The 22,581-nt window shown below is 62.1% G+C and carries 38 protein-coding genes; 16 read left to right on the forward strand and 22 right to left on the reverse strand.

The window, feature by feature from the left end; translation table 11 throughout:
• Nucleotides 1–131: 131 nt before the first annotated feature.
• From fdxA to R5R73_RS04740, 17 genes are all read right to left on the reverse strand, one after another.
• Nucleotides 132–455 (reverse strand): ferredoxin FdxA, encoded by a 324-nt coding sequence (fdxA, locus tag R5R73_RS04665; protein WP_322528935.1) that lies wholly within the window; start codon nucleotides 453–455, stop codon nucleotides 132–134.
• Nucleotides 456–708: 253 nt separating this feature from the next.
• Complete coding sequence (gene mutS, locus R5R73_RS04670) at nucleotides 709–3,291, reverse strand: DNA mismatch repair protein MutS (protein ID WP_322528936.1); 2,583 nt, start codon at nucleotides 3,289–3,291, stop codon at nucleotides 709–711.
• Between the two features lie 11 nt (nucleotides 3,292–3,302).
• Nucleotides 3,303–4,598, reverse strand: coding sequence for a site-specific integrase (locus R5R73_RS04675; RefSeq protein WP_322528937.1), 1,296 nt, complete (start codon nucleotides 4,596–4,598; stop codon nucleotides 3,303–3,305).
• Nucleotides 4,568–4,762 carry an excisionase family protein gene (gene xisR / locus R5R73_RS04680; RefSeq protein ID WP_035475634.1) on the reverse strand — a complete coding sequence of 65 codons (195 nt, stop codon included), beginning with the start codon at nucleotides 4,760–4,762 and terminating at the stop codon, nucleotides 4,568–4,570. The genes R5R73_RS04675 and xisR overlap by 31 nt, the downstream gene beginning before the upstream one ends.
• A gap of 1 nt (nucleotide 4,763) precedes the next feature.
• Nucleotides 4,764–5,114: a hypothetical protein gene (locus R5R73_RS04685; RefSeq protein ID WP_322528938.1), complete on the reverse strand. Its 351-nt coding sequence runs from the start codon at nucleotides 5,112–5,114 to the stop codon at nucleotides 4,764–4,766.
• Entirely contained in the window at nucleotides 5,107–5,280 is a 174-nt protein-coding gene (locus R5R73_RS04690) for a hypothetical protein (protein ID WP_322528939.1), read from the reverse strand. Before R5R73_RS04690 ends, R5R73_RS04685 begins: the two co-directional genes overlap by 8 nt.
• A 249-nt stretch (nucleotides 5,281–5,529) precedes the next feature.
• Nucleotides 5,530–6,648, reverse strand: coding sequence for a DNA cytosine methyltransferase (locus tag R5R73_RS19270; RefSeq protein WP_416221217.1), 1,119 nt, complete (start codon nucleotides 6,646–6,648; stop codon nucleotides 5,530–5,532).
• Between the two features lie 44 nt (nucleotides 6,649–6,692).
• The gene (locus R5R73_RS04695; RefSeq protein WP_322528940.1) at nucleotides 6,693–7,229 is read right to left on the reverse strand and encodes a hypothetical protein; all 537 of its coding nucleotides are present in this window, start codon (nucleotides 7,227–7,229) and stop codon (nucleotides 6,693–6,695) included.
• A complete protein-coding gene (locus R5R73_RS04700) occupies nucleotides 7,226–7,522 on the reverse strand; it encodes a hypothetical protein (protein WP_322528941.1) in 297 nt (98 codons plus the stop codon). Before R5R73_RS04700 ends, R5R73_RS04695 begins: the two co-directional genes overlap by 4 nt.
• The gene (locus R5R73_RS04705) at nucleotides 7,519–7,758 is read right to left on the reverse strand and encodes a glutaredoxin domain-containing protein (protein ID WP_322528942.1); all 240 of its coding nucleotides are present in this window, start codon (nucleotides 7,756–7,758) and stop codon (nucleotides 7,519–7,521) included. The genes R5R73_RS04700 and R5R73_RS04705 overlap by 4 nt, the downstream gene beginning before the upstream one ends.
• The gene (rdgC, locus tag R5R73_RS04710) at nucleotides 7,755–8,753 is read right to left on the reverse strand and encodes a recombination-associated protein RdgC (protein ID WP_322528943.1); all 999 of its coding nucleotides are present in this window, start codon (nucleotides 8,751–8,753) and stop codon (nucleotides 7,755–7,757) included. Before rdgC ends, R5R73_RS04705 begins: the two co-directional genes overlap by 4 nt.
• A 375-nt stretch (nucleotides 8,754–9,128) precedes the next feature.
• A complete protein-coding gene (locus R5R73_RS04715) occupies nucleotides 9,129–9,440 on the reverse strand; it encodes a hypothetical protein (protein WP_322528944.1) in 312 nt (103 codons plus the stop codon).
• A gap of 459 nt (nucleotides 9,441–9,899) precedes the next feature.
• On the reverse strand, nucleotides 9,900–10,337 hold the full coding sequence (locus R5R73_RS04720) for a hypothetical protein (RefSeq protein WP_322528945.1): 438 nt from the start codon (nucleotides 10,335–10,337) through the stop codon (nucleotides 9,900–9,902).
• 346 nt (nucleotides 10,338–10,683) lie between these two features.
• Nucleotides 10,684–10,869, reverse strand: a complete 186-nt coding sequence (locus tag R5R73_RS04725; RefSeq protein ID WP_322528946.1) for a hypothetical protein — start codon at nucleotides 10,867–10,869, stop codon at nucleotides 10,684–10,686.
• A gap of 16 nt (nucleotides 10,870–10,885) precedes the next feature.
• Nucleotides 10,886–11,170 (reverse strand): hypothetical protein, encoded by a 285-nt coding sequence (locus R5R73_RS04730; protein ID WP_322528947.1) that lies wholly within the window; start codon nucleotides 11,168–11,170, stop codon nucleotides 10,886–10,888.
• Nucleotides 11,158–11,460, reverse strand: a complete 303-nt coding sequence (locus R5R73_RS04735; protein ID WP_322528948.1) for a hypothetical protein — start codon at nucleotides 11,458–11,460, stop codon at nucleotides 11,158–11,160. Before R5R73_RS04735 ends, R5R73_RS04730 begins: the two co-directional genes overlap by 13 nt.
• On the reverse strand, nucleotides 11,457–11,876 hold the full coding sequence (locus tag R5R73_RS04740) for a helix-turn-helix transcriptional regulator (RefSeq protein ID WP_322528949.1): 420 nt from the start codon (nucleotides 11,874–11,876) through the stop codon (nucleotides 11,457–11,459). The genes R5R73_RS04735 and R5R73_RS04740 overlap by 4 nt, the downstream gene beginning before the upstream one ends.
• A 353-nt stretch (nucleotides 11,877–12,229) precedes the next feature.
• On the opposite strand from R5R73_RS04740, the gene R5R73_RS04745 reads away from it, so the two are divergent.
• Both R5R73_RS04745 and R5R73_RS19275 read left to right on the forward strand, forming a co-directional pair.
• Nucleotides 12,230–12,580 carry a hypothetical protein gene (locus R5R73_RS04745; RefSeq protein WP_322528950.1) on the forward strand — a complete coding sequence of 117 codons (351 nt, stop codon included), beginning with the start codon at nucleotides 12,230–12,232 and terminating at the stop codon, nucleotides 12,578–12,580.
• Between the two features lie 12 nt (nucleotides 12,581–12,592).
• Nucleotides 12,593–12,877: a type II toxin-antitoxin system HicA family toxin gene (locus R5R73_RS19275; protein ID WP_416221218.1), complete on the forward strand. Its 285-nt coding sequence runs from the start codon at nucleotides 12,593–12,595 to the stop codon at nucleotides 12,875–12,877.
• Between the two features lie 54 nt (nucleotides 12,878–12,931).
• Here the strand turns inward: R5R73_RS19275 and R5R73_RS04750 are convergent, their stop codons facing one another.
• The 3 genes from R5R73_RS04750 to R5R73_RS04760 are packed head-to-tail and all read right to left on the reverse strand — an operon-like array spanning nucleotide 12,932 to nucleotide 15,299.
• Nucleotides 12,932–13,810 (reverse strand): hypothetical protein, encoded by an 879-nt coding sequence (locus tag R5R73_RS04750; RefSeq protein ID WP_322528951.1) that lies wholly within the window; start codon nucleotides 13,808–13,810, stop codon nucleotides 12,932–12,934.
• Nucleotides 13,807–14,685: a hypothetical protein gene (locus R5R73_RS04755; protein WP_322528952.1), complete on the reverse strand. Its 879-nt coding sequence runs from the start codon at nucleotides 14,683–14,685 to the stop codon at nucleotides 13,807–13,809. The genes R5R73_RS04750 and R5R73_RS04755 overlap by 4 nt, the downstream gene beginning before the upstream one ends.
• Nucleotides 14,686–14,702: 17 nt before the next feature.
• Nucleotides 14,703–15,299 (reverse strand): hypothetical protein, encoded by a 597-nt coding sequence (locus tag R5R73_RS04760; protein WP_322528953.1) that lies wholly within the window; start codon nucleotides 15,297–15,299, stop codon nucleotides 14,703–14,705.
• Here R5R73_RS04760 and R5R73_RS04765 point away from each other — a divergent pair.
• On the forward strand, nucleotides 15,298–15,591 hold the full coding sequence (locus R5R73_RS04765; protein WP_322528954.1) for a hypothetical protein: 294 nt from the start codon (nucleotides 15,298–15,300) through the stop codon (nucleotides 15,589–15,591). The two genes, R5R73_RS04760 and R5R73_RS04765, sit on opposite strands and share 2 nt — an antisense overlap.
• 134 nt (nucleotides 15,592–15,725) lie before the next feature.
• Here the strand turns inward: R5R73_RS04765 and R5R73_RS04770 are convergent, their stop codons facing one another.
• Nucleotides 15,726–16,013, reverse strand: a complete 288-nt coding sequence (locus R5R73_RS04770) for a hypothetical protein (protein ID WP_322528955.1) — start codon at nucleotides 16,011–16,013, stop codon at nucleotides 15,726–15,728.
• 119 nt (nucleotides 16,014–16,132) lie between these two features.
• Here R5R73_RS04770 and R5R73_RS04775 point away from each other — a divergent pair, with 119 nt between their 5' ends.
• Genes R5R73_RS04775 through R5R73_RS04825 form a run of 11 tightly spaced genes read left to right on the forward strand, consistent with a single transcriptional unit; the run spans nucleotide 16,133 to nucleotide 21,246 of the window.
• Complete coding sequence (locus R5R73_RS04775) at nucleotides 16,133–16,465, forward strand: hypothetical protein (protein ID WP_322528956.1); 333 nt, start codon at nucleotides 16,133–16,135, stop codon at nucleotides 16,463–16,465.
• Nucleotides 16,462–17,343 (forward strand): DnaT-like ssDNA-binding domain-containing protein, encoded by an 882-nt coding sequence (locus R5R73_RS04780; RefSeq protein WP_322528957.1) that lies wholly within the window; start codon nucleotides 16,462–16,464, stop codon nucleotides 17,341–17,343. Before R5R73_RS04775 ends, R5R73_RS04780 begins: the two co-directional genes overlap by 4 nt.
• Before the next feature lie 7 nt (nucleotides 17,344–17,350).
• The gene (locus R5R73_RS04785) at nucleotides 17,351–17,980 is read left to right on the forward strand and encodes a replication protein P (protein WP_322528958.1); all 630 of its coding nucleotides are present in this window, start codon (nucleotides 17,351–17,353) and stop codon (nucleotides 17,978–17,980) included.
• Nucleotides 17,980–18,780, forward strand: coding sequence for a Rha family transcriptional regulator (locus R5R73_RS04790; protein WP_322528959.1), 801 nt, complete (start codon nucleotides 17,980–17,982; stop codon nucleotides 18,778–18,780). The genes R5R73_RS04785 and R5R73_RS04790 overlap by 1 nt, the downstream gene beginning before the upstream one ends.
• On the forward strand, nucleotides 18,777–19,016 hold the full coding sequence (locus tag R5R73_RS04795; protein ID WP_322528960.1) for a hypothetical protein: 240 nt from the start codon (nucleotides 18,777–18,779) through the stop codon (nucleotides 19,014–19,016). The genes R5R73_RS04790 and R5R73_RS04795 overlap by 4 nt, the downstream gene beginning before the upstream one ends.
• Nucleotides 19,013–19,360: a chromosome partitioning protein ParB gene (locus tag R5R73_RS04800; protein WP_322528961.1), complete on the forward strand. Its 348-nt coding sequence runs from the start codon at nucleotides 19,013–19,015 to the stop codon at nucleotides 19,358–19,360. Before R5R73_RS04795 ends, R5R73_RS04800 begins: the two co-directional genes overlap by 4 nt.
• Entirely contained in the window at nucleotides 19,357–19,509 is a 153-nt protein-coding gene (locus tag R5R73_RS04805; RefSeq protein ID WP_322528962.1) for a hypothetical protein, read from the forward strand. The genes R5R73_RS04800 and R5R73_RS04805 overlap by 4 nt, the downstream gene beginning before the upstream one ends.
• Nucleotides 19,506–19,790, forward strand: a complete 285-nt coding sequence (locus R5R73_RS04810; RefSeq protein ID WP_322528963.1) for a hypothetical protein — start codon at nucleotides 19,506–19,508, stop codon at nucleotides 19,788–19,790. Before R5R73_RS04805 ends, R5R73_RS04810 begins: the two co-directional genes overlap by 4 nt.
• A complete protein-coding gene (locus R5R73_RS04815) occupies nucleotides 19,790–20,287 on the forward strand; it encodes a VRR-NUC domain-containing protein (RefSeq protein ID WP_322528964.1) in 498 nt (165 codons plus the stop codon). Before R5R73_RS04810 ends, R5R73_RS04815 begins: the two co-directional genes overlap by 1 nt.
• A 29-nt stretch (nucleotides 20,288–20,316) precedes the next feature.
• Nucleotides 20,317–20,520 carry a hypothetical protein gene (locus tag R5R73_RS04820; RefSeq protein WP_322528965.1) on the forward strand — a complete coding sequence of 68 codons (204 nt, stop codon included), beginning with the start codon at nucleotides 20,317–20,319 and terminating at the stop codon, nucleotides 20,518–20,520.
• Nucleotides 20,521–20,538: 18 nt separating this feature from the next.
• On the forward strand, nucleotides 20,539–21,246 hold the full coding sequence (locus R5R73_RS04825; RefSeq protein WP_322528966.1) for a hypothetical protein: 708 nt from the start codon (nucleotides 20,539–20,541) through the stop codon (nucleotides 21,244–21,246).
• Between the two features lie 172 nt (nucleotides 21,247–21,418).
• Here R5R73_RS04825 and R5R73_RS04830 read toward each other — a convergent pair whose 3' ends face one another.
• The gene (locus R5R73_RS04830; RefSeq protein WP_322528967.1) at nucleotides 21,419–21,622 is read right to left on the reverse strand and encodes a hypothetical protein; all 204 of its coding nucleotides are present in this window, start codon (nucleotides 21,620–21,622) and stop codon (nucleotides 21,419–21,421) included.
• Nucleotides 21,623–21,703: 81 nt separating this feature from the next.
• Between R5R73_RS04830 and R5R73_RS04835 the strand changes: the two genes are divergently transcribed.
• Together R5R73_RS04835 and R5R73_RS04840 are read left to right on the forward strand one after the other, a co-directional pair.
• Nucleotides 21,704–22,300: a hypothetical protein gene (locus tag R5R73_RS04835; RefSeq protein WP_322528968.1), complete on the forward strand. Its 597-nt coding sequence runs from the start codon at nucleotides 21,704–21,706 to the stop codon at nucleotides 22,298–22,300.
• Nucleotides 22,297–22,572: a hypothetical protein gene (locus tag R5R73_RS04840; protein ID WP_322528969.1), complete on the forward strand. Its 276-nt coding sequence runs from the start codon at nucleotides 22,297–22,299 to the stop codon at nucleotides 22,570–22,572. The genes R5R73_RS04835 and R5R73_RS04840 overlap by 4 nt, the downstream gene beginning before the upstream one ends.
• The last annotated feature ends 9 nt before the right edge of the window (nucleotides 22,573–22,581 follow it).

A 22,581-nucleotide genomic window follows, 5' to 3' on the forward strand; every position in this document is an offset into this window, starting at 1 on the left:
AGCGAGCGTCCGATTTGCGTAATGAGCGCAGGCCAGACAAGGCGAAATCAATCTAAAAAGCGGAGTTTACGAGTTGTAAATGAGCCCTTTGAGATTGATTTCAACACAGTATGGCCAAGCGCAATAGCAAATCAGCGTTCGAGCAGCTCGATCTTGTTCGGCTTGCCATCCCACTCCTTGGCATCTTTCGGCGGGTCCTTCTGCTCGGCGATGTTCGGCCATACCTCGGCGAGTTCAGCATTGAGCTCGATGAACTGCTGCTGGCCGTCAGGCAGCTCGTCTTCCGAGAAGATCGCTTCGGCGGGGCACTCCGGCTCGCACAGTGCGCAATCGATGCACTCGTCGGGGTGAATGACGAGGAAGTTGGGTCCTTCGTAGAAACAATCCACCGGGCAGACTTCGACGCAGTCGGTGTATTTGCACTTGATGCAGTTCTCGGTGACGACGAACGTCATGGGTGATCTCTCCTGATTGACGGCCCGGTCATGTGGCTTCTTTTGTCACAACCCTTTTCATGGCTTTTGGTCATGGCTCTTGGTCACAGCTCTTTGTCGCGGCATTGGCGGATATGAAGACGTTCTTGAAATCACCGTTTCCACGGTGCCGCCGCGTGCTGTTCGAATGGCGCCATATTTTAGGCGGGCGGCGCCAGCTCCGGCAAGCCGCGGCGTGGAACATCGAGGAATGGCGTTATAGCCGCCAGGCCATTCAGCACTGCTCGCGCCAGGCATAAAGCAGGTCCAGCGCGGCCCGCGGCGTCAGCGAGTCGACGTCCAGCGACTCCAGCGCTTCCAGTACCGGGTGCGGCGTCGCGGCAAACAGATCCGCCTGCTGCGGCCCGGCGGGCTGCGTGCGGGCGTCGGTGGCGACCGGCATGGCCGCGGGCTGCTCGAGACTGGCCAGCTTGTCGCGGGCGCGGGCGATCACGGTCTGGGGCACGCCGGCGAGCTGGGCGACCTGCAGGCCGTAGCTCTGGCTGGCGGGGCCGTCCTCGACCCGGTGCATGAAGACGATGCCATCCTTGTGCTCGGCGGCCGTCAGATGGACGTTGGCGACCGTCTCCTGTTGTTCGGCCAGCGCGGTCATCTCGAAGTAGTGGGTCGCGAACAGCGTGAAGGCGCGCTGGGCCGCCAGGTGTTCGGCGCTGGCCCACGCCAGCGAGAGGCCATCGAAAGTGCTGGTGCCACGGCCGATCTCGTCCATCAGCACCAGACTTTCCGAGGTGGCGTTGTGGAGAATGCTGGCGGTCTCGGTCATCTCCACCATGAAGGTAGAGCGCCCGCCGGCCAGATCGTCGCTGGAACCGATACGGGTGAAGATTCGGTCCACCGGGCCGATCTCGGCGCTGTCCGCCGGCACGAAGCTGCCGGTATGGGCGAGCAGGGCGATCAGCGCCGCCTGACGCATGTAGGTCGACTTGCCGCCCATGTTGGGGCCGGTGATCACCAGCATGCGGCGATCCTCGTCGAGACGCAGGTCGTTGGGCACGAACGGATGCTGGCTGACCTGCTCGACCACCGGATGGCGGCCGCCGACGATGTTGAAGCCGGGGGTTTCCATTAGTTGCGGGCGCACGAATTCGAGGGTCTGTGCACGCTCGGCGAAGGCGCAGAGAACGTCCAGCGCCGCCAGCGACCGGCCGGTGGCCTGCAGCGCGTCGAGATCGGCATTGAGGGTGTCGATCAGGCTCTCGTAGAGCAGCTTTTCCCGTGCCAGCGCGCGGGACTTGGCGGAGAGCGCCTTGTCCTCGAACTCCTTGAGCTCGGGGATGATGAAACGCTCGGCATTCTTCAGCGTCTGGCGACGAATGTAGTCCGCCGGCACCTCGCGCGCCTGAGCGCGGGGGATCTCGATGTAGTAGCCGTGGACCCGGTTGTAGCCGACCTTGAGACCCGGCAGGCCGGCACGTTCGCGCTCACGGACTTCGAGCTGGACCAGATAATCGCCGGCGTGCTCGGCCAGGCCGCGATACTCGTCGAGTTCAGCATCGAAACCCTCGCGGATGACGCCGCCGTCCCGGATCACCACCGGCGGGTTGTCGATCAGCGCCTGGGTGAGCGTCTCGGCGAGCTCGGGATAGGGATGAATATGACGGGCGAGATCGTCCAGTGCGCTTTCGCCTTCGATGCGCTGCAGGTCGCCCTGGAGCGCCGGCAGCACGTTGAGCGCATCGCGCAGGCGGGCCAGATCTCTCGGCCGGGCGCTGCGCAGCGCCACGCGGGCCAGGATGCGCTCGACGTCGCCGACCTCGTTGAGTGGCTCGCGAATCAGCAGGTACTGGTCATTGTCCAGCAGCAGTTGCACGGCGGCCTGGCGCCCGCCGATCTGGGCGCGATCCCGCAGCGGGCGGTTGAGCCAGCGCTTGAGCAGCCGCGAGCCCATCGGCGTGACGGTGGTGTCGAGTACGCTGGCCAGGGTGTTGTCGCCGGTGCCGCCGAGGTTGATGTCGATCTCGAGATTGCGCCGGCTGGCGGCATCGATCACTACGGATTCGTCGCGGCTCTCGACGCCCAGCGCGGTGACATGGGGCAGGCGCGACCGCTGGGTATCCCGTGCGTAGTCGATCAGCACGCCGGCCGCGATCAGTGCGGTCTCGAGATGCGTGCAACCGAATCCCCGCAGATCGGCGACCTCGAACTGGTCGCACAGCAGCCGGTGGGCGGTCTCCAGATCGAAGTGCCAGTCGTGCTGGCGGCGCAGGCCGGTTCGGGCGGCCAGCGAGGGCGGCAGGTCCAGGCTCTCGGCGGCGAGCAGTTCGGCGGGCTGCAGGCGATGGATCTCGGCCAGCATGTCGGCTTCGCCTTCGACCTCGAGCACGCTGAAGCGGCCGCTGGAGAGTTCGAGCCAGGCAAGCCCCCAGCAGTTGCCCGTCTGGTGCAGAGCCACCAGCAGGTTGTCGCGCCCGGCATCCAGCAGCGCCTCGTCGTGCAGCGTGCCCGGCGTGACGATACGCACGACGCGACGCTCGACCGGCCCCTTGGAGGTAGCGGGATCGCCGATCTGCTCGCAGATCGCCACCGATTCGCCGGACTTCACCAGCCGGGCCAGGTAGGACTCGGCACTGTGGTAAGGAATGCCGGCCATGGGGATGGGCTTGCCCGCCGACTGGCCGCGCGCCGTCAGCGTGATGTCGAGCAGCCGCGATGCCCGCTTGGCATCATCGAAGAACAGCTCGTAGAAATCGCCCATCCGGTAGAAGAGCAGTACGTCAGGATGCTCGCGCTTGATCTTGAGGTACTGCGCCATCATCGGCGTATGCTGAGTATTCTTGCTGGAGGCCGCGTCCTGCATGGCTTTCAGGGTTACTCCGTTTTTCTGTGGGGCATCAATGGGGCAAAAGCGCCGCGTTTCTGCATCTCGATCCAGATGCGTTCCGCCTCGGACTGGCTCTCGGTGTCGATCCATTTCGCGTAGACCTTCACCAGCATCGAGTAGTCCTTGTGCCCCATCTGCTTCGCGATGAATGCGAGGTTACCATGGGCAGTGAGCGACCAGCACGCGAAGGTGTGGCGAGTCTGGTACGGCCGGCGGCGGCGCACCCCGGCACGGCGCATGATCGCGTGAATCTTCTTGTTCCAGCTGTGGGGGTTGAAGAACGGGTGGATGTTCTCCTGCCGTGCCTGGATCGTCGGGGACAGCAGAGGGGCCACGGTCTCCTGCCGGTTCTGGTGGCGGTTGAGCGCGACGACGATCTCCAGCGGTGCAATGCCCGCGGTCATCTCCATCAGCGCTTTGCAGGCCTCCAGCGCTGGCGGCAGCAGCCAGATGACACGGTCGCGACTGGTCTTCGTCTTGGGAACCTTGAACATACGATGCTTCTGGACCGATCGGCGAACGGTGAGGCATCCCTGGGCGATGTCGACATCCTCTCTCGCTAACCCGCAGAGCTCGCCCGGGCGCAGGCCGGTATAGATGGCCAGCGTCACGGCTGCACGATCCTGCAGGTGCAGGCAGCCGTCGCCGATGAGCGCGGCGAATTCATCGTGAGTGAACGGATCCGGATCGACGTCCTCGGCCTTGATGCGCTCGCAGGCCGGCGATAGGTCGCTGGCGGTGTACTCGTTCTGGTGGCACCAGGCCAGCCAGCCGGCGGCCACGGCCAGGTAGTGATTGGCGGTCGATACCTGTCGGGTCGCGGCGAACTCCCCGCGCATCAGCTGGATATCCTCGGGCATCAACGTCGTCGTCAGCACGCTGGCGCCAAGCACTTCTACGACCATGTCGATGGCGGTCTGGTACCGGCTGGCGGTCTCATCGGTGATATCGATACTCTTGAGCTTCATGTAGCGCTCGGCCGCCTCATCGACTCGCAGGTTCCGGTTCGACTTCGCCATACCCTTGGCGTTATCGGACTCCGGAAACCAGTCGGCATAGTTGAAGGTGCCGATCTTGATCGAGTGTTTGATCGACGCCCGGAGGCCGATGGCGTGTTTGATGTTCGACTTGGTCGGCTCGAGCCCGAGCGTTTCCCGCCAACGCTTGTTCCGCCACATGAACCAGATGCGCAGACTGGGGCCATGCAGCTCGACACCGGATGTATTCGCGAGAAGCTCGGCAATGGCGGGACTCAAGCGCTTAGGGGACGGCTTTCTACCCACCGATCAATCTCCTCGACATTGAAAAAAATCCTACCGTCCGGCGCCTTGCGCCAGATGCGACCCTCCGCCCAGATGCCGTCCTTGCGCTTGTGCTCCACGGCGTCCTCGCTGTAGCCGAAGAGCTCAACCACTCGGTTCTTGAGAACCCATCGATTCCTGGCCATCTCAACCTCCTCTCAGGCGCTTTCGCTGCGCCATGTCTTCGTCACGCTGCCGCTCTTGCTTTCGTTCATACTCGGCGGCGAGCGCTTCTCGGACCCCTGGGGTATGCAGTAGCTGGCGGTAATGCTCTCGGGCCTCCTCGAGCTTGCTGGCGATCCGATCGCGCTGGCGGCGCATCATCGCGAGCAGATCCTCGCGAGGTAGTGGCTCGCCGTCCTCGCCGACCAGGCCGGTGCCGTCGCACATGGCGCACGGACCCGAGCCGAACATGCCGCGCCACTCGCCGGATCCGTTGCACTGCGGGCAGTTGATCGTCTCCGGCTCTTGCCAGTGGAGGGGCTTGGACTTAGCCATCGGTGCCCTCGGTGGCTGGCCAGACCGCGGGCTTTCCGAAATGCTCGAGTAGGCGGCACATCGCGATCTGCGAGTTGTGGCGGCCCTTGGCGTTGGCGAATGCCTGGGCCAGCGCTTGCGTTTCCCTGAGTCGTTTCAGCTCGTCTTCGGCGACGTGGACCATCATGATTCACTCTCCTTTTCTCGGCCGTCCGCGCGGCCCGATAGGGGTTTCGATTGCGATCCGTATTGCCTCGTCCCTGGTATGCCCGTCCTTCCTCAGTAGGTGGACGCGATTCTTTAGCGTGCCCAGTGCCATTCCATGGCGTTTAGCGATGGCTCGCAGGCTGTTGGGGTTTCGCTTCCTGCGCTTTTGGGGTGAGGGCAGGTCGTGTTTGCCGAGCTTCATGCGAATTGGGGGGCCGCGTCGGCGCGGCTACGCTCGCTCGAGACCGTGGTGTTTTCGGCGAATCGGGCCATTCGCTTTTCTCCTTGTCATCATTTCAAACGCGTCGAGATAGGCTTCGATGAACGTCACCGCCGCTTCCGCGTTGATCGCGTTTCCGTAGGCGCGCAGTCGTCCCACTCGGGCGGGAGCCCCATGAGCCAGCGGGAATGTGCCGGGTTCAACTGGCCGCCACTTTCCATCCCGGCAGAAGATCCAGTCAGCATCTCGCCAGAAGCCGTTAGTCGGGCCGGGCCTGCCAGCCTCGCCATTCCCTGATTCGATGGCCGAGGCTTCGTCCTGTCGCCCTGGTCGTATTGGTAATCGCCCCGACGGCTGTCGATCGTCGTCGGTGTTTGCCACCCTGCTAGCCGTGCTACATGAGGCAGCGCTACCGCGACCTTGCGCCCGTCCGGCGTCTTGCCTGTCGCACTCAAACCGTCGAACGACTGAGAACCCTTGCTGTTCCCGACTGTCGGCGTCGGCCAGCCTGCTAAGTGGTACGCCACGTCCGCTAACCCGATCTGAGCGTCTGTGGGTTTCCGATTGCCTATGATTGGCGGGGTCGGCTTGTGATCGATCACTGATGCTCCCGGCGTCGGCCAGCCTTTCCGCGACAAACCAGAGTCGCTGTCGCCAGTGCGGCGCACCGACGCCCGCAGCGCACAGATCCGCCGCCCCGACGGCGTAACCCGTTCCTTCCAGGTCAGCTTGCACAAGGTCGAGCCAACCGAGTCCGTCCTTGCTCGCAACCTGCTCGCCAAAGACGACTGGAGGGCGTCGCTGCTCGATGAGGTGGTGGAACGCTGGCCATAGGTGCCGCTCGTCAAGCATCCCAGATCGGTGGCCTGCCGCGCTGAAAGGTTGGCAGGGACAGGAACCGGTCCAAACAGGTCGGTCGTCTGGCCAGCCGGCACGGCGAAGGGCGAGTGACCAGACTCCGACGCCTGCAAAGAAGTGGCACTGCGTGTAACCCTCGAGGTCGCTGGGATAGACATCTCGAATATCTCTCTCGTCTACGTAGCCGGGCGCGATGTGGCCGGCCTCGATGAGGTTTCGCAGCCACTGCGCGGCGAAGGGGTCGATCTCGTTGTAGTAGGCGCGTGGCATAGAAACCTCATGTCATTGTGTGTGGCTGGCGGAGTCTCATTCGTTCACTTGTCCAGCTCCCGATACTCCCGCCACGGCACCTTCTCGCCATCCACCTGAAACCCCCAATCGCCGCGGTTACGGCCGGAGATGAACAGGGTATAGGCGCCGCCTTCGGCAACATGGATGATGCGGTGAAACTCCCCGAATCCGATCGGGTTGGTGTCGCCCTTTTTGCGGAATCGACCGACGCGCTGACCGGGCCGGAAGCCGCCGTTGGGATGTGGCCCCTTCGCTGGCGGGATCTCCTCGAGATAGCCGCCGCGCAGGATAATCGTTCGGGCATTCCATGGGTGGTCGTGCAGGTGGCAGTCCTCGTCCGGCTTCACGATGTGATGCACTCGAATCGAGATCGGGCACCACCGATGCCGTGGTTGGCGGCTCTCGTAACCGTAGGGATTGAACAGCCACCAGCGGTGCATATAGGTCTGCCCCTCTTTGACGATGTCGAAGTAGGGCGTTCGCTGGCTGCGGGCGATGAGCCAGTCGGCTATGCGCTGGCGGCTGACGATCCACGCGATGATGTTCCAGATGGTGTTCATGCAGCACCTCGTCGAAAATCCCTGAACAGGTGGGTGGATAGCCGTCCCGCCGGAGAGGCCAGCCACTCGTTGAGTTCCCGCTGAAACCGCCGGGCGCGATCGGCGCGGTTGATAGCTCGCGTCCGCCTGTGGTGTTCGCCAGTGGGCGGGGCGATCAGATCCGGGCCGCGCTTGCCCATGTCGTAATAGCGATAGCGGAGCGTGTCGGGTGCGATGCCGTATTCCCTGGATAACGCCGGCAGTGACGTCGGCTCCTTGGTGATCGGGTGGGTGATGATGATGGCGGTGCTCACGACGATCTCCCCAGCGCGTTGATCTTGTCCGGACGGAACCCGTGCCACTGATCCAGTACCGTTTCGCCGGTCTTCACGATCACGACCGGATAGGACCGGTGGCCGAGAGCTCGGAACCACTCGATGTCTGATTCAGTGGGCGTCTTCGTGACGTATGAAATTCCGGCTTTCGTGAGTGCGCGCTCGGTGGCGGCACAGCCGGGGCAGGACGCCCCGGTGTAGACGGTGATGTTCATTGCGCTGGCTCCGTCGGTGCGCCCGGATCGTCCTCGCCACCATCCTTCTCGCTGTCCTCGGCTTCGTCTTCGGGCAGGGCAGGCAACTCGAAGTCGACCAAGGCGCAGAGTTCGTTGACGATCTCGACCAGGAGGGAGACGCCCACCATCGCGTTGACCCGCCAAGCGTGAGCCGGGTCGTCCTCAGGGGCGTCATCGTCGAGTTCGATGAGGATGTCCCAACTGATTGACTTGAGCTTGAAGTCCTTGGTCAGGCGGAAGTACACCGAGCGGTAGACCAGGCCGAGATGCTCGACCTCAAAGCCGCGGTGCAGTTGGTAGAGAATCTCGCGGTTGCTGCCGACGTCGACGGACTGGTAGGTGACACGCTCCGTACCTTCGCCGCCGGTCGCGTGCGCCATCCTCACCGTGTCGTCGATGCCGAGTTCGCCGAAGGGGCGATACTCGTAGCTGCCGTTCTCGATGTGATCCTGCAACTTAGCCGTCAGCCCTTTGGTCAGGCTGTTGATGTGGATCGTCTGCGTCTTGACCGTGTCGCACGCCAGCACCAAGGCGCGCATGACGCGATCGGCATCCTTGTTCGAGGCAGCGTCCACAAAGAGCAATTCGCTCTCGGGGTGGTAATACGCGTTGACTGTGTGGTGATCGACGAGGGCGCCCTTGCAAAGCTCCTGGAATACTCGCTCGCGAATACCAGCCTTCTCCTCGGGATCCGGGTATCGCCCGCTGTGCTTCTCGAAGGCCTCCAGTTCCTCGTCGACCCGCGCCTGCCGGACCTTCGCAGGAATGACCTTCTCGTCGACACGCAGCGTAATCGAATAGCCGTTCGGAAATGGCGTGACCAACTCGCCGGTCCTGGCGTTCGGGACGAATGACAGCCTGGTGTATTCCGTCTCGTTCAGTGGGCGATAGGGCAGGCGTTCCTCGAGGCTTGCTGCAAGCTCGGCGGCGGCAGGAAGGGTCGCGCGATAAATGGCGGAATTCTTCAAGTGCATGGTTTCGTCTCCTGGTCAGGCAAACAGCCTCCGGTCTTCGTCTACCGGGTAAGCTGGGTTGTGGTAGCACCAGAGCGAGCCGCGCCGATGCGGGAAGTGGTAGCCGTCGCAGCGGCAGGTATCTTTTCGCCACGGCTTCGCGTCGGCCCACTTGTCGATACGAAGCGTGTTCCGGCGGCCGCATCGGATGCATAGCGGACCGCGCAAGTATTCGTCTGGGTGCCTGGGTTTTGTCTGCCGAGCTCCGCAGACGCGGCACCGGCAATGGCGTCGAGTGGGCAGGTAGATCGGCATGGCTGTCTCCGGATAGCGGGCAGCACAAAGGCCAGCGCCCGACCCGTGTCGGATGCTCGCTGTTGTGCTGGCGGACAGTGATTAGCGGTAGGTTGTCTCGATCGCACCGTGCCGCGTCAGCGCGAGCAGCGCTTCAAGGTCGTCGCCGCTGGCCTGTTCGATTAGTTGTCCGTCTCGGATCCACCAGGCGCGGGGCGTGGTGACGATGTGCTCGCCGGATGCCATCCGATCCAGCACGTCGGCGATGCGGCCCTGCTGGCGACGCTGGGCCAGTTCGAGCGCCCGGGCGGTGTTGAGCTCATGCTGGAGCGCGGTGAGTCGTTGCTGTGCATCGGCGATCATGCGGCGCTGCGCCTCGATGTCTCGCTCGATCACGTGGGGTGAGCGGTGCATGGGTGCCTCCGTGAGTTGTCAAGGATTCCTTGACGGCTGAGTGAGCAAAAAGGCGCCCGGCGCTGGGCCGGGCGAATACGCAGGGAACCACCTGATGCCGCAGCATCGGAGAGAGCCCTGGGCAAATACCCCGGTTCGAACCGGGCCGCGCCAGGGCGGGAAACGACACGGCGCAAACCGGGCCAGGACTCTCTCCGATGGCCAGCAGATGTCGCCCTGCTGGCGCGGCGGTGATGGCTCGTATGCCTCAGTCTCAACCAAGGCACCGCGCAGTCATGGTCTCGTCCTGGCATCACGCGGACTTCATTACGGGCATGACTCCCGCCCCTCGTTAGCTGACTCATTGGGGTAAGCAGTGTTTACGACAGTAGGTTGTCAGCCCAGCTGCTGAACTTTGAATCCCGCAAACCACTCTGCGAATGGTTTCTGGGATGCGCCCCGGCGTACCGGGACGCTGAATTACTCGTCTTCCGCCACTGCTTCGGCAATGGGTTGCCCGTTACAGGACCATGAATCCCCGTCCCAAAGGTAGTTATATTCTTGACCGTTTTTCCCGAGAGCTTCTTTAGGTGTTTTTCCGCAACGCGGCTTGGTTTCATCACCTTCTCCGCGATCCCTGCCGTAATAAATCGAATCGTCAGGATGCCCTCCCAAGCTAGACATATCGCCCAACTCGACCATTTCGTCGATCAATTCTTGTTCGACGTAGTTGTCCATCAGCAGCCGCCCATTGTTAGATGGGTAGCCGTCAAAATGGCAATAAATCGACTTGTAGGTGCCATCCGACGTGAGTGCTGTAATTGAGCTACGTGTGCTCATTTGCTTGCTCCTATCTTTATTCATTTGGTGCTGCTGGGTGATGCGGTGGCCGGTGCTGATCTCCGGCTTGCGGGACATTCATATTCCCCGGGCGTCTCGGCTTTACCGCCCCGCGAACGGCCACTGCATGCCACTGCAGTCGTACTTCGTCGCCCATCAGCCTGGGCATTCACCGCATCGGAGTGGACTTTGACCCTGCAGTCACAAGAACCCAGGAATCGAACCTGGCGTGCGCCTTCGCGTTATGCGACAAGCGCGACCCATTTCCTCGCTAGGCCTAAGCCAGCCAAAGCCCACTCCGATGGCCAGCGGATTACGCACCGCTGGCACTGCGTGGGGTCCGAGTTGTTAAAGAGCTACTGCATCAGGCAGCGCCCGGTAGGCGCTCTCGGATACAGGCCGCCATCCGCTGGCGGCGCGTCGTTCAGTTGCTGGCGCTTTCCAGGCGTTCCAAGCGTTGAGCGAGTAGTTGAGAAACGAAGGCGCGAACCTCTACGGCCTCGGTTTCGGTCAGCATCAGAAGGCCGTAGCTGGTCTGGATATCGCCGATCGCCGTGGATTGCTTGGCCAGGGCGTAGCGAGTCGCGTCGATAGATTCGGTGTCGTCCATTCCCTTCACCTCGCTGTCAGTTGCTGGCGATCGCGCTGCCGTTGACCTGGGAGAGCACCGGGGCGCAGGCGGTGTCGGCGATGCCGTCGTAGTCCGGGTGGCCGTAGCGGCGTTCCGGGGCGACGCCGCGGGCGGCTTCGGCGTTCCAGGTCGCGACGCTTTCGCAGTAGCGGTCCTGCTGCATCAGCTGAACCTCGTAATCGCTGGGGCCGGTCAGACTCACCGAGGCGATGACGAGGACGACAGCGGTGACCGACAGGCTGACGACGCCGGCGAGCGGGCTGGTGATCATTTGGCGCATGTCGTGCTCTCCTTCTGGCGCTTGCGGGCGATGGCGATGATCCGGATCTGGTCGGCCATCCACGCCTTGGCGTTTCCTTCGCGGCCGTAGCAGCGGTCGATAATCACCACCAGGTGGTTCTTGCTGGGCACGTAGAAAGCAGGGCGGTAACCGCTGCTCGGCGTGCCGTTCTCGCGCTCACGCGCCAGGTATTCGGTGTCGGCGTCCGGCGTGCCGTCGGTGCAGATGTGCTCGTCGTAGGCGGCCGATACCTGGCGCGCCGGGTAGCAGAAGGTGGTGGCGTCGATCATGCGGAGAGCCCTCCGAGTTCGAACGCCTCCTGGCGGCGCGAGAGTTTCGTCAGGCTGATGCTGTAGCGCGTACCACCGGAACGGGGGCGGGGGCGCTGCAGGTGGACGTCTGGGGAGATCGCGCTGACGGTGAGCGCCAGCAGTAGCGGGGCGATCCAGCCGCGGCGCATCGCCTTGGCAACGGCGTCGGTGGCGCGCTGTGCGCGCAGCCAGAAGTAGAGGGTTTCGGCGGTGCTTTTGACGGTGGCGGGGGAAACACCACGCAGCTTGGCGATCTCTTTCTGAGTCATGCCAGCGGCGATGCCGGCGATGACATGCGCCTGCTTGACGGTGGGGAAGCCCTCGGCCTGGCGGCCGACTCGGCAGCGGTAGCCGAATGCCTCGATTGTCTGGTGGTCCTGCATGACCTGGTTCATTTCATCTGATCCATCGGTTGTGATTCGATGGATCAAATATGAACCAATGGTTGTTATTAAGTCAACAACCTTTGGTTGGTAATTTTTGGTGGATCCAAAAAAACCCGCCACGGTGGGCGGGTTCGGTGTCAAGAGGGTGAAGTTTTTCGAAAAGCTGCCGATGAAGGGGTTGCGTGATGTTTTGCTATGATGGCTTTGAACACTGACTCAATAGACTTTCGCAATTAGCTAACGAAAGAAACTTCCGGTATCTTTTGCAAACACGAAGCGCCTATCACACTTAGCTTCGGTATGAGAAGAAATTAAGGCTCGGCGACATCGACCGCGCCATCCGCTGCCAGGGCAGGAAAAACATGACTCAGCGTACCGCTCGGGAAATTCATCTGCGTTGTATGGTGCAGACTGAACAGGGGCTGTTCGTCGCGCACTGCATCGATCTCAATCTCGCCGCTCAGGCGCGTTCGTCTGAAGAGGCCAAAGCCAAGCTTGACGAAATGATTCGCAGCCACTTCATGGCCGTGAGTGAAATTGCGCGCGAGGGCGATATGGATTCCGCTATGGCGCTGCTTAAGCGGCGCTCACCGCTGTCGATCCGCGCCAAGTGGCACGTGGCTCATGCCCTTGGGCAGATTCGCGCCTCTTTCCGTGCCGTGGGTAAAGCGTGGGAGGAGAATCGTCCTTCTCCGCTGAACGCTCCCGCCTGATCCGAGGGCCCGATGCGAGAGCGGCCAGTTACGAAGCGCGAGTTCGTCAAAATTCTCAAAAAACTGGGGTTCTCCCACGTCCGCACGAACGCGAGCCATGAACATTGGGAGCACAGGAACTTCAATGGTGAGCGTCGGCTCGTGACCGTCGATGGTCACCATGAGCCTTTTGCTCGGGATCTTCTGAAAAGTATGCGCTCCCAAGCTGGGCTCTCCAGGCGAGAGTTCATGAAGTGCCTGGACGATATCCGGCACTGTGAGAAAGTCAGACGCAAGTACGATCCGGCGTTTGATTAAGGCCATGAACCGAGAAGCCCGCCATCTGGCGGGCTTCTTCGTTAGCGGTGCGAGTCACGCGGCCTCTCGCCACCAGACATCATATGTCTGTTCGATCAAGCCTGCCGGGTGGTCGTCGCGGATGATCTTGCAGCCTGCGAATTCCATTCTTCCGAGCTTGCGATCGGCGGCACGCTCGACCCGCTCGCGCTCCTTGTGCGTCAGCCCGCTATCGGAGCTGGGCAGCAGTATCGAAAGAATCGGGCGGCGGCCGGTGTTGCTCGCGACGTGCATTAGATCGGATTCCGCTCGGAGTATCGTGTTCTCGACCACCATTGGGTTCTTGTACCAGGCAGAGGCGATCGTCCCAGCGGCGCCTTTCGACATCAGCGGAACATCGACCTCGATCTGTCGCCCATTGCGGAGGGGGATCTGACTCGGTTTCAGCTGGATCACCTTGTCGGCCAGAATTCCCATTCGTTCGTATAGCCCATCGAGCACCTCCGCGCGGATCTTCGGCGTCGAGCGGTAGCGGAAGCGGTCACTCTCAGCGCCGGGCCTAGGCCGCGCGAGCGTGACGATGTCATGAAAGAAGGCGTCGATGATGGCTTCGGGATTTTCACCTTGCGCGAAGGCGGGCTGGCCCAAGCGTATCGTATCGGCCAGCGAGTCTGGCAAGCGGTCATCGGGGTGACGAATCAGTGTTTCTTCGATATCCATCAGCAGATGCTGAAGTTGATTTCTCTCGATCCGCTTGTCGTAGAGGCACTGCAGGCGATGGAAGGTATCCAGCATGCGCACTTCGATACCTGCTTGATGCTGAAATGCGATGCCGACGTTGAGAAACTCGCCAGACACATCATCGAGGCACAGGCTGATCGGGCGCCATGTCCCGGATACGGGAGGCGTCTGTGCGTCTCCAAGCCGTTCTCGTAAGTGTGCAGCGAAACTCATGCGACCAGGCCTATGGCAAAGCGCGCGTGGTCTTCATCGAGGCGCGCGTAAAGACAATCGAGAATGCTCTCGATCTCGTCACCATCCACTGAAAGATCAGTGAGTGTATCACGTACGGTACTGTGACCGGTCTGGGTAAACGCTTCAACGAATTTTTGGTAGGCGACCAACCTGGCGCTCATGTTGCGCTTGTCCTGCGACCATCCTGGCTTGCCGCGGTTCGCCCAATGGATCATCTGATTTTCGATAACCCAGCGGCACATCGCTTTCAGCTCATTGTGTTTCCAGATGGGGCTGCAGAAGATCCGACCATGATCGATGGGCGTGATGTAGGTGCTGGCGGAGCCGAGGACATTGCCAGCGTTGCGATCGCTGTTCAACGTCCACTCGTCGAACGAGATGAGTGCCGGTAGCTCCTTGCGGCTCACAAGATCTTGGGCGATTCGGGCGTGTAGGCGCTCTTCCAGTTCACCGTTTGCGACGCTCGCAGAGTGAAGAGCCACCAGGTCCTTATGACCGGTATCTTCACTGAACCAGCAGACAAAGGCGTCATGCTGTGGCGTGGGGGAGATGCTGTCGACGTGATTCAGCACCGCCGCGGGTATCTGGTGTCGTTCCAGCAGAATGACGCCGGCGTGATCAGGTACTCGGAAACCGCACGCTCTGGCCAGTAGGTAACCGACAACCTCGTTGATGACTTCCCTGTTAATGGGTGATGAGGTGTCGACGGCCAGCTTGTCCGGCTGCGGCTTGATGAAGCATTGCCGGCTTTCGCCGTCTACGGTGATCCGTGCTCTGAACAACGGATTGATGCCCTTGCGGGTCGGTGTTGGCAGCTCCGCGCCCATGGTGCTGCCAGATAAGAGGTGAATCATGAGGTTCCCAGCGTCATCTAGCTGTCTTTCTCCCGAAGCTTTTGTTTCAGCTCTGCGTAGGGAGGCTTGTTCGTTGTAGCCTCATCGGCCGATCTTTGCGCCAGCCTGATGGCGATCTGCTCGAGCAGCACGAGGTCGGATTCCGACAACCGGCCCTCGATGGCGGCCTGTTCTATGAGTTGCAGTGCGCTGGCGGATCGGGGACTGGCGATCCTCGCCAGGTTTCGCGCCTGTTCGGCAACGCCCGCTGCCTGGGGTTTATCGGCAGGGGCATAGCTGTCTGAACCGCTTACCCCCTTGCCCTTGCCAAGAAGTAGCCATTCCTCACTGACATTAAGCCACCTGCAAAGGGCCTGAAGATTTGCTTGGGTGGGCAAGCTCTCGCCCTTCAACCACTTCGTCGTCGCGTTCGCCGACAACCCCGTCACTTCATGCATGCGCACGGGAGCACCTCGGAGCGGACGTCCCGATTCCAGGATTGCTTTTTTGAGCCTTTCGGCGAACGCGGCGCGCAAATCTTCATTGGTAACCATCGGTTCATTATGCGTTGACCTTGCACGAACTTTCAGTTGCGTTTTAATATCAACCATTGGTTCGTATTTGGAGGTCGTCATGGCCCTAACTGAAGAGGCAGTTTCCATGAGTGCTGTTCGCATCGCGGTTGAAAAAGTTGGCGGGGTGACGAGCTGCGCTCGCATCTGCCAGGTCACGCCACCCGCTGTTCGCAAGTGGCTCCATCGCGGCCGCCTGCCGCGCACCGAATACACCGGGGAAACCCAGCACGCCAAGCGGATGGCCGCCGCCAGTGATGGCGCGTTCACGGCTGAGTGGCTGCTGGAGAACGCCGGCCCCGCTGCGTCTGAACCACAGGTTACGCCAACAGAGGGCGCTGTCACTTCCGCGTGACGGTGGTGGATTTCCATACAGGGGTAGGGGGTGCGAGATGAAAGATTTCCACGAAATCGACGCTGAGATGCATGAGCTCAAGGCACGCCGGCTGAGCCTCGATGCTGAGCAGGCGCGCCGGGAAGGTGATGATTCTAAGGCCGAGCTTCTGGAGGCACGGTCCAGCCTTCACGTTCTTCAATCAAAGCAAAGCGGATGTGGTCATCGCTCATCGCCAGCACCATTGCGGGAGTCCAGTGATGCTTCTGCATGAGGTAGAACCGAAGAGCGTATATGCCGCGCAGGTCGCTCGATCGGTAATCCTCCCTCTTGGCAATGTGATCGCCAAACCGCGCCAAGACATAGCGCTGGTCGGCCTCGGTTTCATAGATCTTCTTCTCAAGTTGGTAGCGCTGACGCGCTTCATCTCTGTTTTCGGCCATGTCGTCAGTCCTTCAGTTGGTTGTGTGAGAACTCCCACTGTAACCGCTGGCGGCATGGCCCTCTATTGCTCACGCATCGGCAAGCGGCCGGTCACGGCTATTTCTCTGGGGAGCACGACATGACGATTTCAATTCCGGATTACTCGAAGTGGTCTCGCGACGATCTGCTCGACGAGACCAGAAAACAAGCGACGATCCAGGCGAAGCTCTCCGGCGAGCCCGGGGACGAGAATGCCCGTCGCATCCAGATCGCCACGGCCGGCGCACGTCACCATGCCGCCTATTTGGCGCTGCTGGAGCTGACCGAGCCGTTCGACAAGGACGCGGCGGCACGCGTCGAGAAAGCCAAGGCATGGAACCGTCAGGAGCGGGATCGCTACTACGCGATCGCGCTCGGTACCGAGTTCATTCAGCGGCATGACGCGGAAGCCATGGGGCAGGTGAGGGTATGAGCGATGAGCGTGCCTTCCGTGGCGTCTGGATTCCCGCTGACGTGTGGCTGAACCGTGATCTCTCCATGCAGGAGAAGGTCATGCTGGTGGAGATCGATAGCCTCCAGAGCCCGACGCGCGGTTGCTACAAGTCGAACAAGAAGCTGGCGGAATTCTTCCAGCTTTCCCCCAACCGTGTCTCCGAGATCATCAGTTCTCTGGCCAAGAAGGGCTGGGTTCGTATCGAGCAGATCCGCAACGGCAAACAGATTATCGAGCGCCGCATCTTCATGGCGACCCCCTTCGAGAAACCGGAGGGGGGTAGTCGAGATTCCGAAGGGGGGTATTCGGAAAACGGGGAGAACCCTATTCGAGATCCCGAAGAGGGGTATTCGGAAAACCGTGAAGAGAGGGGTTCAGGGTTGAGGGGTTCAGTTGAGGGTAACCCCAATACACACACCGCGGGCCCGGACGAGTTGTTCGATTATTCGCAACTGGCTGACGACGGCCAGCCGCTGACCGGCGGTGCTCGTCAGTTCCCGATGACGCTCGACTGGCAACCCGATCCCGAGCAGTTCGCCGCGGCGTGTCTCCGTGCCGGTCTGCGATCCGATACCCAACTGCCAGCCGCCCAGCTGGCGAACTTCACCGCCCATCACGCCGATTTTCCGAATCGCCGCCATGGCTCGATGTCGTGGACGCAGAAGCTCGTCGACTGGATCCGCCGTGATTTGAGCCAATCCCACCCGAAACCGACCGGAGGTGCCCATGCAAACGGCCGCCAACGTACTCCCACGCGCCGTCTCACAGCTGCCGAGGCGCGCGAGCGAGATCGCCAGCAACGCGAACAGCCAGCCGGCGGGCAGTGCTTCGACGGCGAATGGCGCTCCGGTCACTGAGCAGGACATGGACTCGCTGTTCGACGCTATGGGGCACCTGTTCGGTTCGAAGTTCTCGCATCAGTGGGGCATCTACGATGACGGCTCATGGCTGGCGGAACTGAGTCACCTGGGCGCTCGACATATTGAGCTGGGGCTGGCCCGGCTGCGTCAGCAAGTGCGCGATGCGGCGAAGTCTGGCGACGAGGCATGGCCGCCGCAGCCGGTGGCATTCGCTGGGCTGTGCGAGCCACGGCCGGAAGACGTCGGGCTCCCGACCGTCGATGCGGCATGGCGTGAAGTCTGTGCGCACTGCCACGCCCCGGGCGAGTGGCGCTGGAGCCACGAGGCCGTGCAAATGGCAGGGCAGACGGTGGGCTGGCGAGATATCCACAGCGCGACGGCGCAGTCAGTCCGAATCCGGCTGGAAAGACGGTTCGAGCGGGAGTACGGCGCCCTGGTCAATCGAGTGATGGCCGGCCAGCCGCTGCAGTCCCGAGGGCTGATCGAGAACGATGCGACTCGAAACCGTGCCGAGCTGGCGGAGCGTGCCAGTCGCGAGCTGGCCCAGCAGCAGGCCGAGGCCGCTGGCCTGCCGCATCGGATGAGCGCTGGCCAGGGGCTGGCGATGTTGAAAGCCGCTACGGGGAGAGCGTGATGATGATGGATATCGTGATTGCCGGGGATTCCGGCGAGTTGCTGACCACTACAGCGGCGATTGCCGAGGGCGTCGAGCGTGACCACGCTTCGGTGATTCGCCTGGTGCGCGAGCATCTGGACGACCTCGAGGACTTTGGAAGGGTCGGATTTGAAATCCAACCCTTTGTGACCGCCGGCGGTACCCAGCGCCGTGAGGTCGCCAGCCTTAATGAACCCCAGGCAACGCTGCTGCTGACGTTCATGCGAAACACCGACATCGTGCGGGCGTTCAAGAAGCGGTTGGTGCGCACCTTCTACGAGATGCGTGACCAGATCCAGGGCAAGCCCATCGTCAGCGGCATGGACATGGCAAGCGGTCCGGATATGACGGCCATCTCCCGCGCCTCGGCGATTGCCGGAGCCCTGGACGCCGCCGCCCGGGCTTTCGGCTTCGACGACAACATGCGGATGTTCTCGGTCAATCAGGCCGTGCAGAAGCGCACCGGCGTCGATCTGCTGGCGGAGCTGGGTGCCACGCATCTGCTGAGCCCGGTCAACGAGCGGTACATGACGGTGACCGAACTGGGCACGCCGTTCGGCATGAGCGGCAAGGCGGTCAATCTGTTACTGAGCGATCTCGGCTACCAATGGCGGGACCGCGACGGCAAGGGCAAGACGATCTGGCGGCTCACCGATGCCGGGCGTAAGGCTGGCGGCCGGATGCTGGATACCGGCAAGCGCCACGGCGACGGCACCCCGGTGCAGCAGCTCAAGTGGCCGGAGAGCGTTAGCCAGGTGCTCGGGGAGGAAGCGGCGTGAAAGAGGAAGACCGAATCGCCCGACTCAAAGACCTTGCCACTGCACCGCGCGCCGACGGTATGCGGTACCTGTACCCATCTGCACCGGGATATTTCCCCACGCTGCGTGGGCGGATGGTGGGTGGCCTGCGTTATGAAACTCGCGGCGCGGCTGTAGAGGCCGCTAGGGAGTTCAGGAATAAGTGTCGCGACGAGCTCAAGAAGCTGGGCATCGAATGGCGCGAGGTGGCGGCATGACGGATGCACCTCTGATTAGCAGTCAGCGTTATCTGGATCGCGGCAAGGTCGCCCACAAAGCGGCGACGTTCCGGGTATTCCGTGTGCGCATCCATGAGTGCGAGCTGCGGGGACGTCGATACCGAATGATCGTCGACGGTCACCACAATCTTGCCGCTGCTCGGCTGGCGGGCGTCGAGCCAACATTCAAGCCAGCTGGCGGTAAATACGCGCGCCACCTCAATCGGCTTGGCCCCGCTGAGCAGCAAGCTTTCCTGATCAACAACCTGACAGACAGCGATCACTATTTCGTCGAGACCGGCGAAGTGGTCAAGGAGTTGCTGCCATTGGAGCCCACTTTATGAACCGGTCCCACCGATACAGCCGGCCGAGCAACCGCCGGCCCGCTCGTCGCTACTGCGGCCTGTGTGGCCAGGGCAAGAGCGTGATGTCGTTCGACCCCGGCTCCAACATCTGCGCGCTGTGCCGCAGCCGACGGGAGGCAAGGCAATGACGAGACAGAGCAGCACCCAGGCGCGAAGAGCGGCATTGCTGGGTACCAACCCGAGATTCCGGCTGTACCTGGACGCACGGAAGCGGAAGCGGCACGAGCTCACGCTCGAGCAGCTGCCGGATGGCACGCACGACGAGCAAGACGCAGCCGACGCGATCCGCCAGGCCTGCGGCATCCGTAGCCGCCGTGAGCTCGATACGAATCATGAAGCCCGGCAGATGCTCGACCGCATCGTGTCCGACTATCAGGCGTGGGAGAGAAGACAGGCGAGGGGGCGGTGATGGCACTCAATACGAAGCCTCGCCGCCGGCGAGCTCTCAAGGCCAATGGGCAACCCCGCAAGGATCCGGTCGATTGGGAAGGGCAGGAGCAGGCACGTCTGATCTTGTGGCTGCTGGGCGAACACCACCGGGCCACGGCGGTCGGCCCGGCCTATGAGCATGTTTACGCGGTACCCAACGGTGGCAGCCGGCATGTGCTGGAGGCGAAGAAGCTTAAACGCCAGGGCGTCCGCGCCGGCGTCAGCGACCTGGTTATCGCGCTCCCGCGCGGTGGCTATCACGGGCTGTACCTCGAATTCAAAGCAACGCCTCCGCGTAACGCTCAGCTGGCGGCGTCGCAACGGGAATGGCTTGAGCGAATGGCCAGCGCGGGTTACTGCGCGAAGCTGGCGCTGGGGATCGAGCAGGCCCAGGCGGTGATCCGGGAGTATATGGCAGGCCCGGCGACCGAGATCGCGGGTCGTCGAATTGAAATCGCCGCCGGCAGCGAGTGGTAAGCTGACCTCCTCGAATACTGGAGGTGGTCATGGCTATCGAATATGGCGTCAAACCCGAGGGCATGAGCGACGGCGACTGGACGCTGGAATGTCAGGCGCGGATGGTCGCTCGTATGACTCTCGACGTGAGCGCTACTGAGCGACAACAGATAATGGAGCAGTGGTCGAAACTGCCGGGCGTAACGCCGAAGCGGGTCATGGAGATCCATCAGGAGTTGCGCGAGCAGAAGTAGACCCCGATAGGGGGAGCAATGCGGCAACTGGAGCTGCTGGGGATCAATCAATTGCTGGTGTTGATTCGGCGCGAGCCGGAAGGGAGCGAGTTGCGAGAGCGGGCGTTGCGGCGCTGCCTGGATGAGCTGATCGAAGTCGAGATCGAATGGCGCCTGGATTACCGGCACCTCAATCTGGGCCATCACAACGTCAGCACGATCGCGAACATGGGAGAGGGCCGCGGCGGGGTGACGGGCCGGGTCGATCACGTTGGGGAAGCCGCCGAGCGGTTCCGGTATGCCTGCCGATGGCGGCACATGGCAAAGGCGCTGCTGGGCCACGTCAATGAGCGCCAGAGAATGGCGTTGCTGCTGGCGGGTTATGCGATCCCAGAACAGCGCCAAGCTATCCCCGGGGGCGACCGGGGAAGGCTGGAAGCGATCAAACAGGGGCACCGGGGGCTGACGCTGGCGGAGGTTCGAGACGCCCAGCTGATCGTGCTGCAGCGGCTGGGGTGGTCAGTGTTCGCCGGGTACAGCGTTAACCAGTGGTCGGCATGTCGCGTCGCCAGTTGGTCGCTCTCGCCGATCTACGACCCGAAGCGCCAGAAGGAGCGAATGAAAAGCTGGCAGGCGTGGTTCGCTCAGGAAGTCTTCGCGACGAAGAAGGCTTTGGAGCGCACCGCAGAGAAAGCTCGGGCCAAACTACTGTATGTAGTCGGTGAGCAGGCAAAGCTAGCTGCCTGAACACTATATGTTGTAAAAGAGGGGGAGAGGCGGTAGAGTTCAGCTAAGCTTGTGATTTCTGCGCCCCGATCGGTTACGACCGTTCGGGGCGCTGTCGTTTCTAACCCCCGTTTGCCGCCTGTGCCTCGCTCGCGCGTGCTCCCCCACGTTTCCCAGGGGCATGGGTGGCAACCTATTCAGCAATGATCCCCTCGAGCATGACCTGGAACTCGTACGCCATTACTCGGCTGCCGCGAGACATGTGGAAAAGGTGCTGTCGAGTAATCCCCATGCGCGCCGCTAGCTCTATTTGAGTTGGCGGGTTGCAGCTGAGGATGGCTGCCTCGATGAGTTCCCTGGCTTTATCCGGATTATGGTTCGTTCGGGCGTCGATCATGATTTCACCTTGTTGCGTGCTGCCGAGCTGAACGTATGTTAACGCCGGTAACGCGTGAAGCCATCCCCGTAGGAGCGCTCCATGCAGTTTCTTCGCGACGTCGCACTAATCGGCGGCGGCAGATACCCGCTGCGCGTTCGTCTGGCGTGGGGGGCTCATGTGTCCGATGCGTTCATCGATCGACTGTTCGCGCTGGCGGCCGGCTTCGGCTGGGGCCTCGATCACGTCAACTGGCTGATGGCCTGTATGGCATTCGAGACCGGACGGACGTTCGATCCCGCTCAAAAGAACCTGGCCGGGTCGGGTGCCACCGGTCTGATTCAGTTCATGCCCCGTACCGCCACCGGCCTCGGCACCACGATCGAGCGGCTGGCGGCGATGACGGCGGTCGAGCAGCTCGATTATGTTGAGGCGTATTTCCGCCCCTATCACGCCCGCATCAACACGCTCCCGGATATGTACCTAGCGATCCTGATGCCGGCCTATGTCTCACGCCCCGGCGGTGCGGTGATGTTCACCGACGGCACCACGGCGTATCGACAGAACGCTGGGCTCGATGCCAATACCGATGGCCGCATCACGAAGGATGAAGCTGCCCAGCGTGTGCAGGCCATGTTGATCGAGGGGCAACTGGCGGCGAATTCACGCGACGTCTGGCATGCAGAGGAGGCGGCATGATCGGTTCCCTGATGGCAGCGGCCAATTTCCTGATCGCTGCCGGTCTCATCATCCAGTGTCTGATCGCGCTCAACCGCGTCGATGACGGCTGGACCCGTTTCGCCATCCACCTGGTAATCGCGACCGCCGGCGGCCTGCTGGCGTTCCGTGGCGCCGATATGGCGGTAGACATCGCGCTGAGTGACAGAACAGCCATTGGCCGGTTCCTGCTCAACCTGTCGATGATCCCCGCCTGGATACTGATTCACCGGGCTTCGCACAAACGAGGGTAGCCGCGCGAC

Source organism: Salinicola sp. LHM (assembly GCF_034479735.1).
In the GTDB taxonomy this organism is placed as follows: Bacteria; Pseudomonadota; Gammaproteobacteria; order Pseudomonadales; family Halomonadaceae; genus Salinicola; species Salinicola salarius.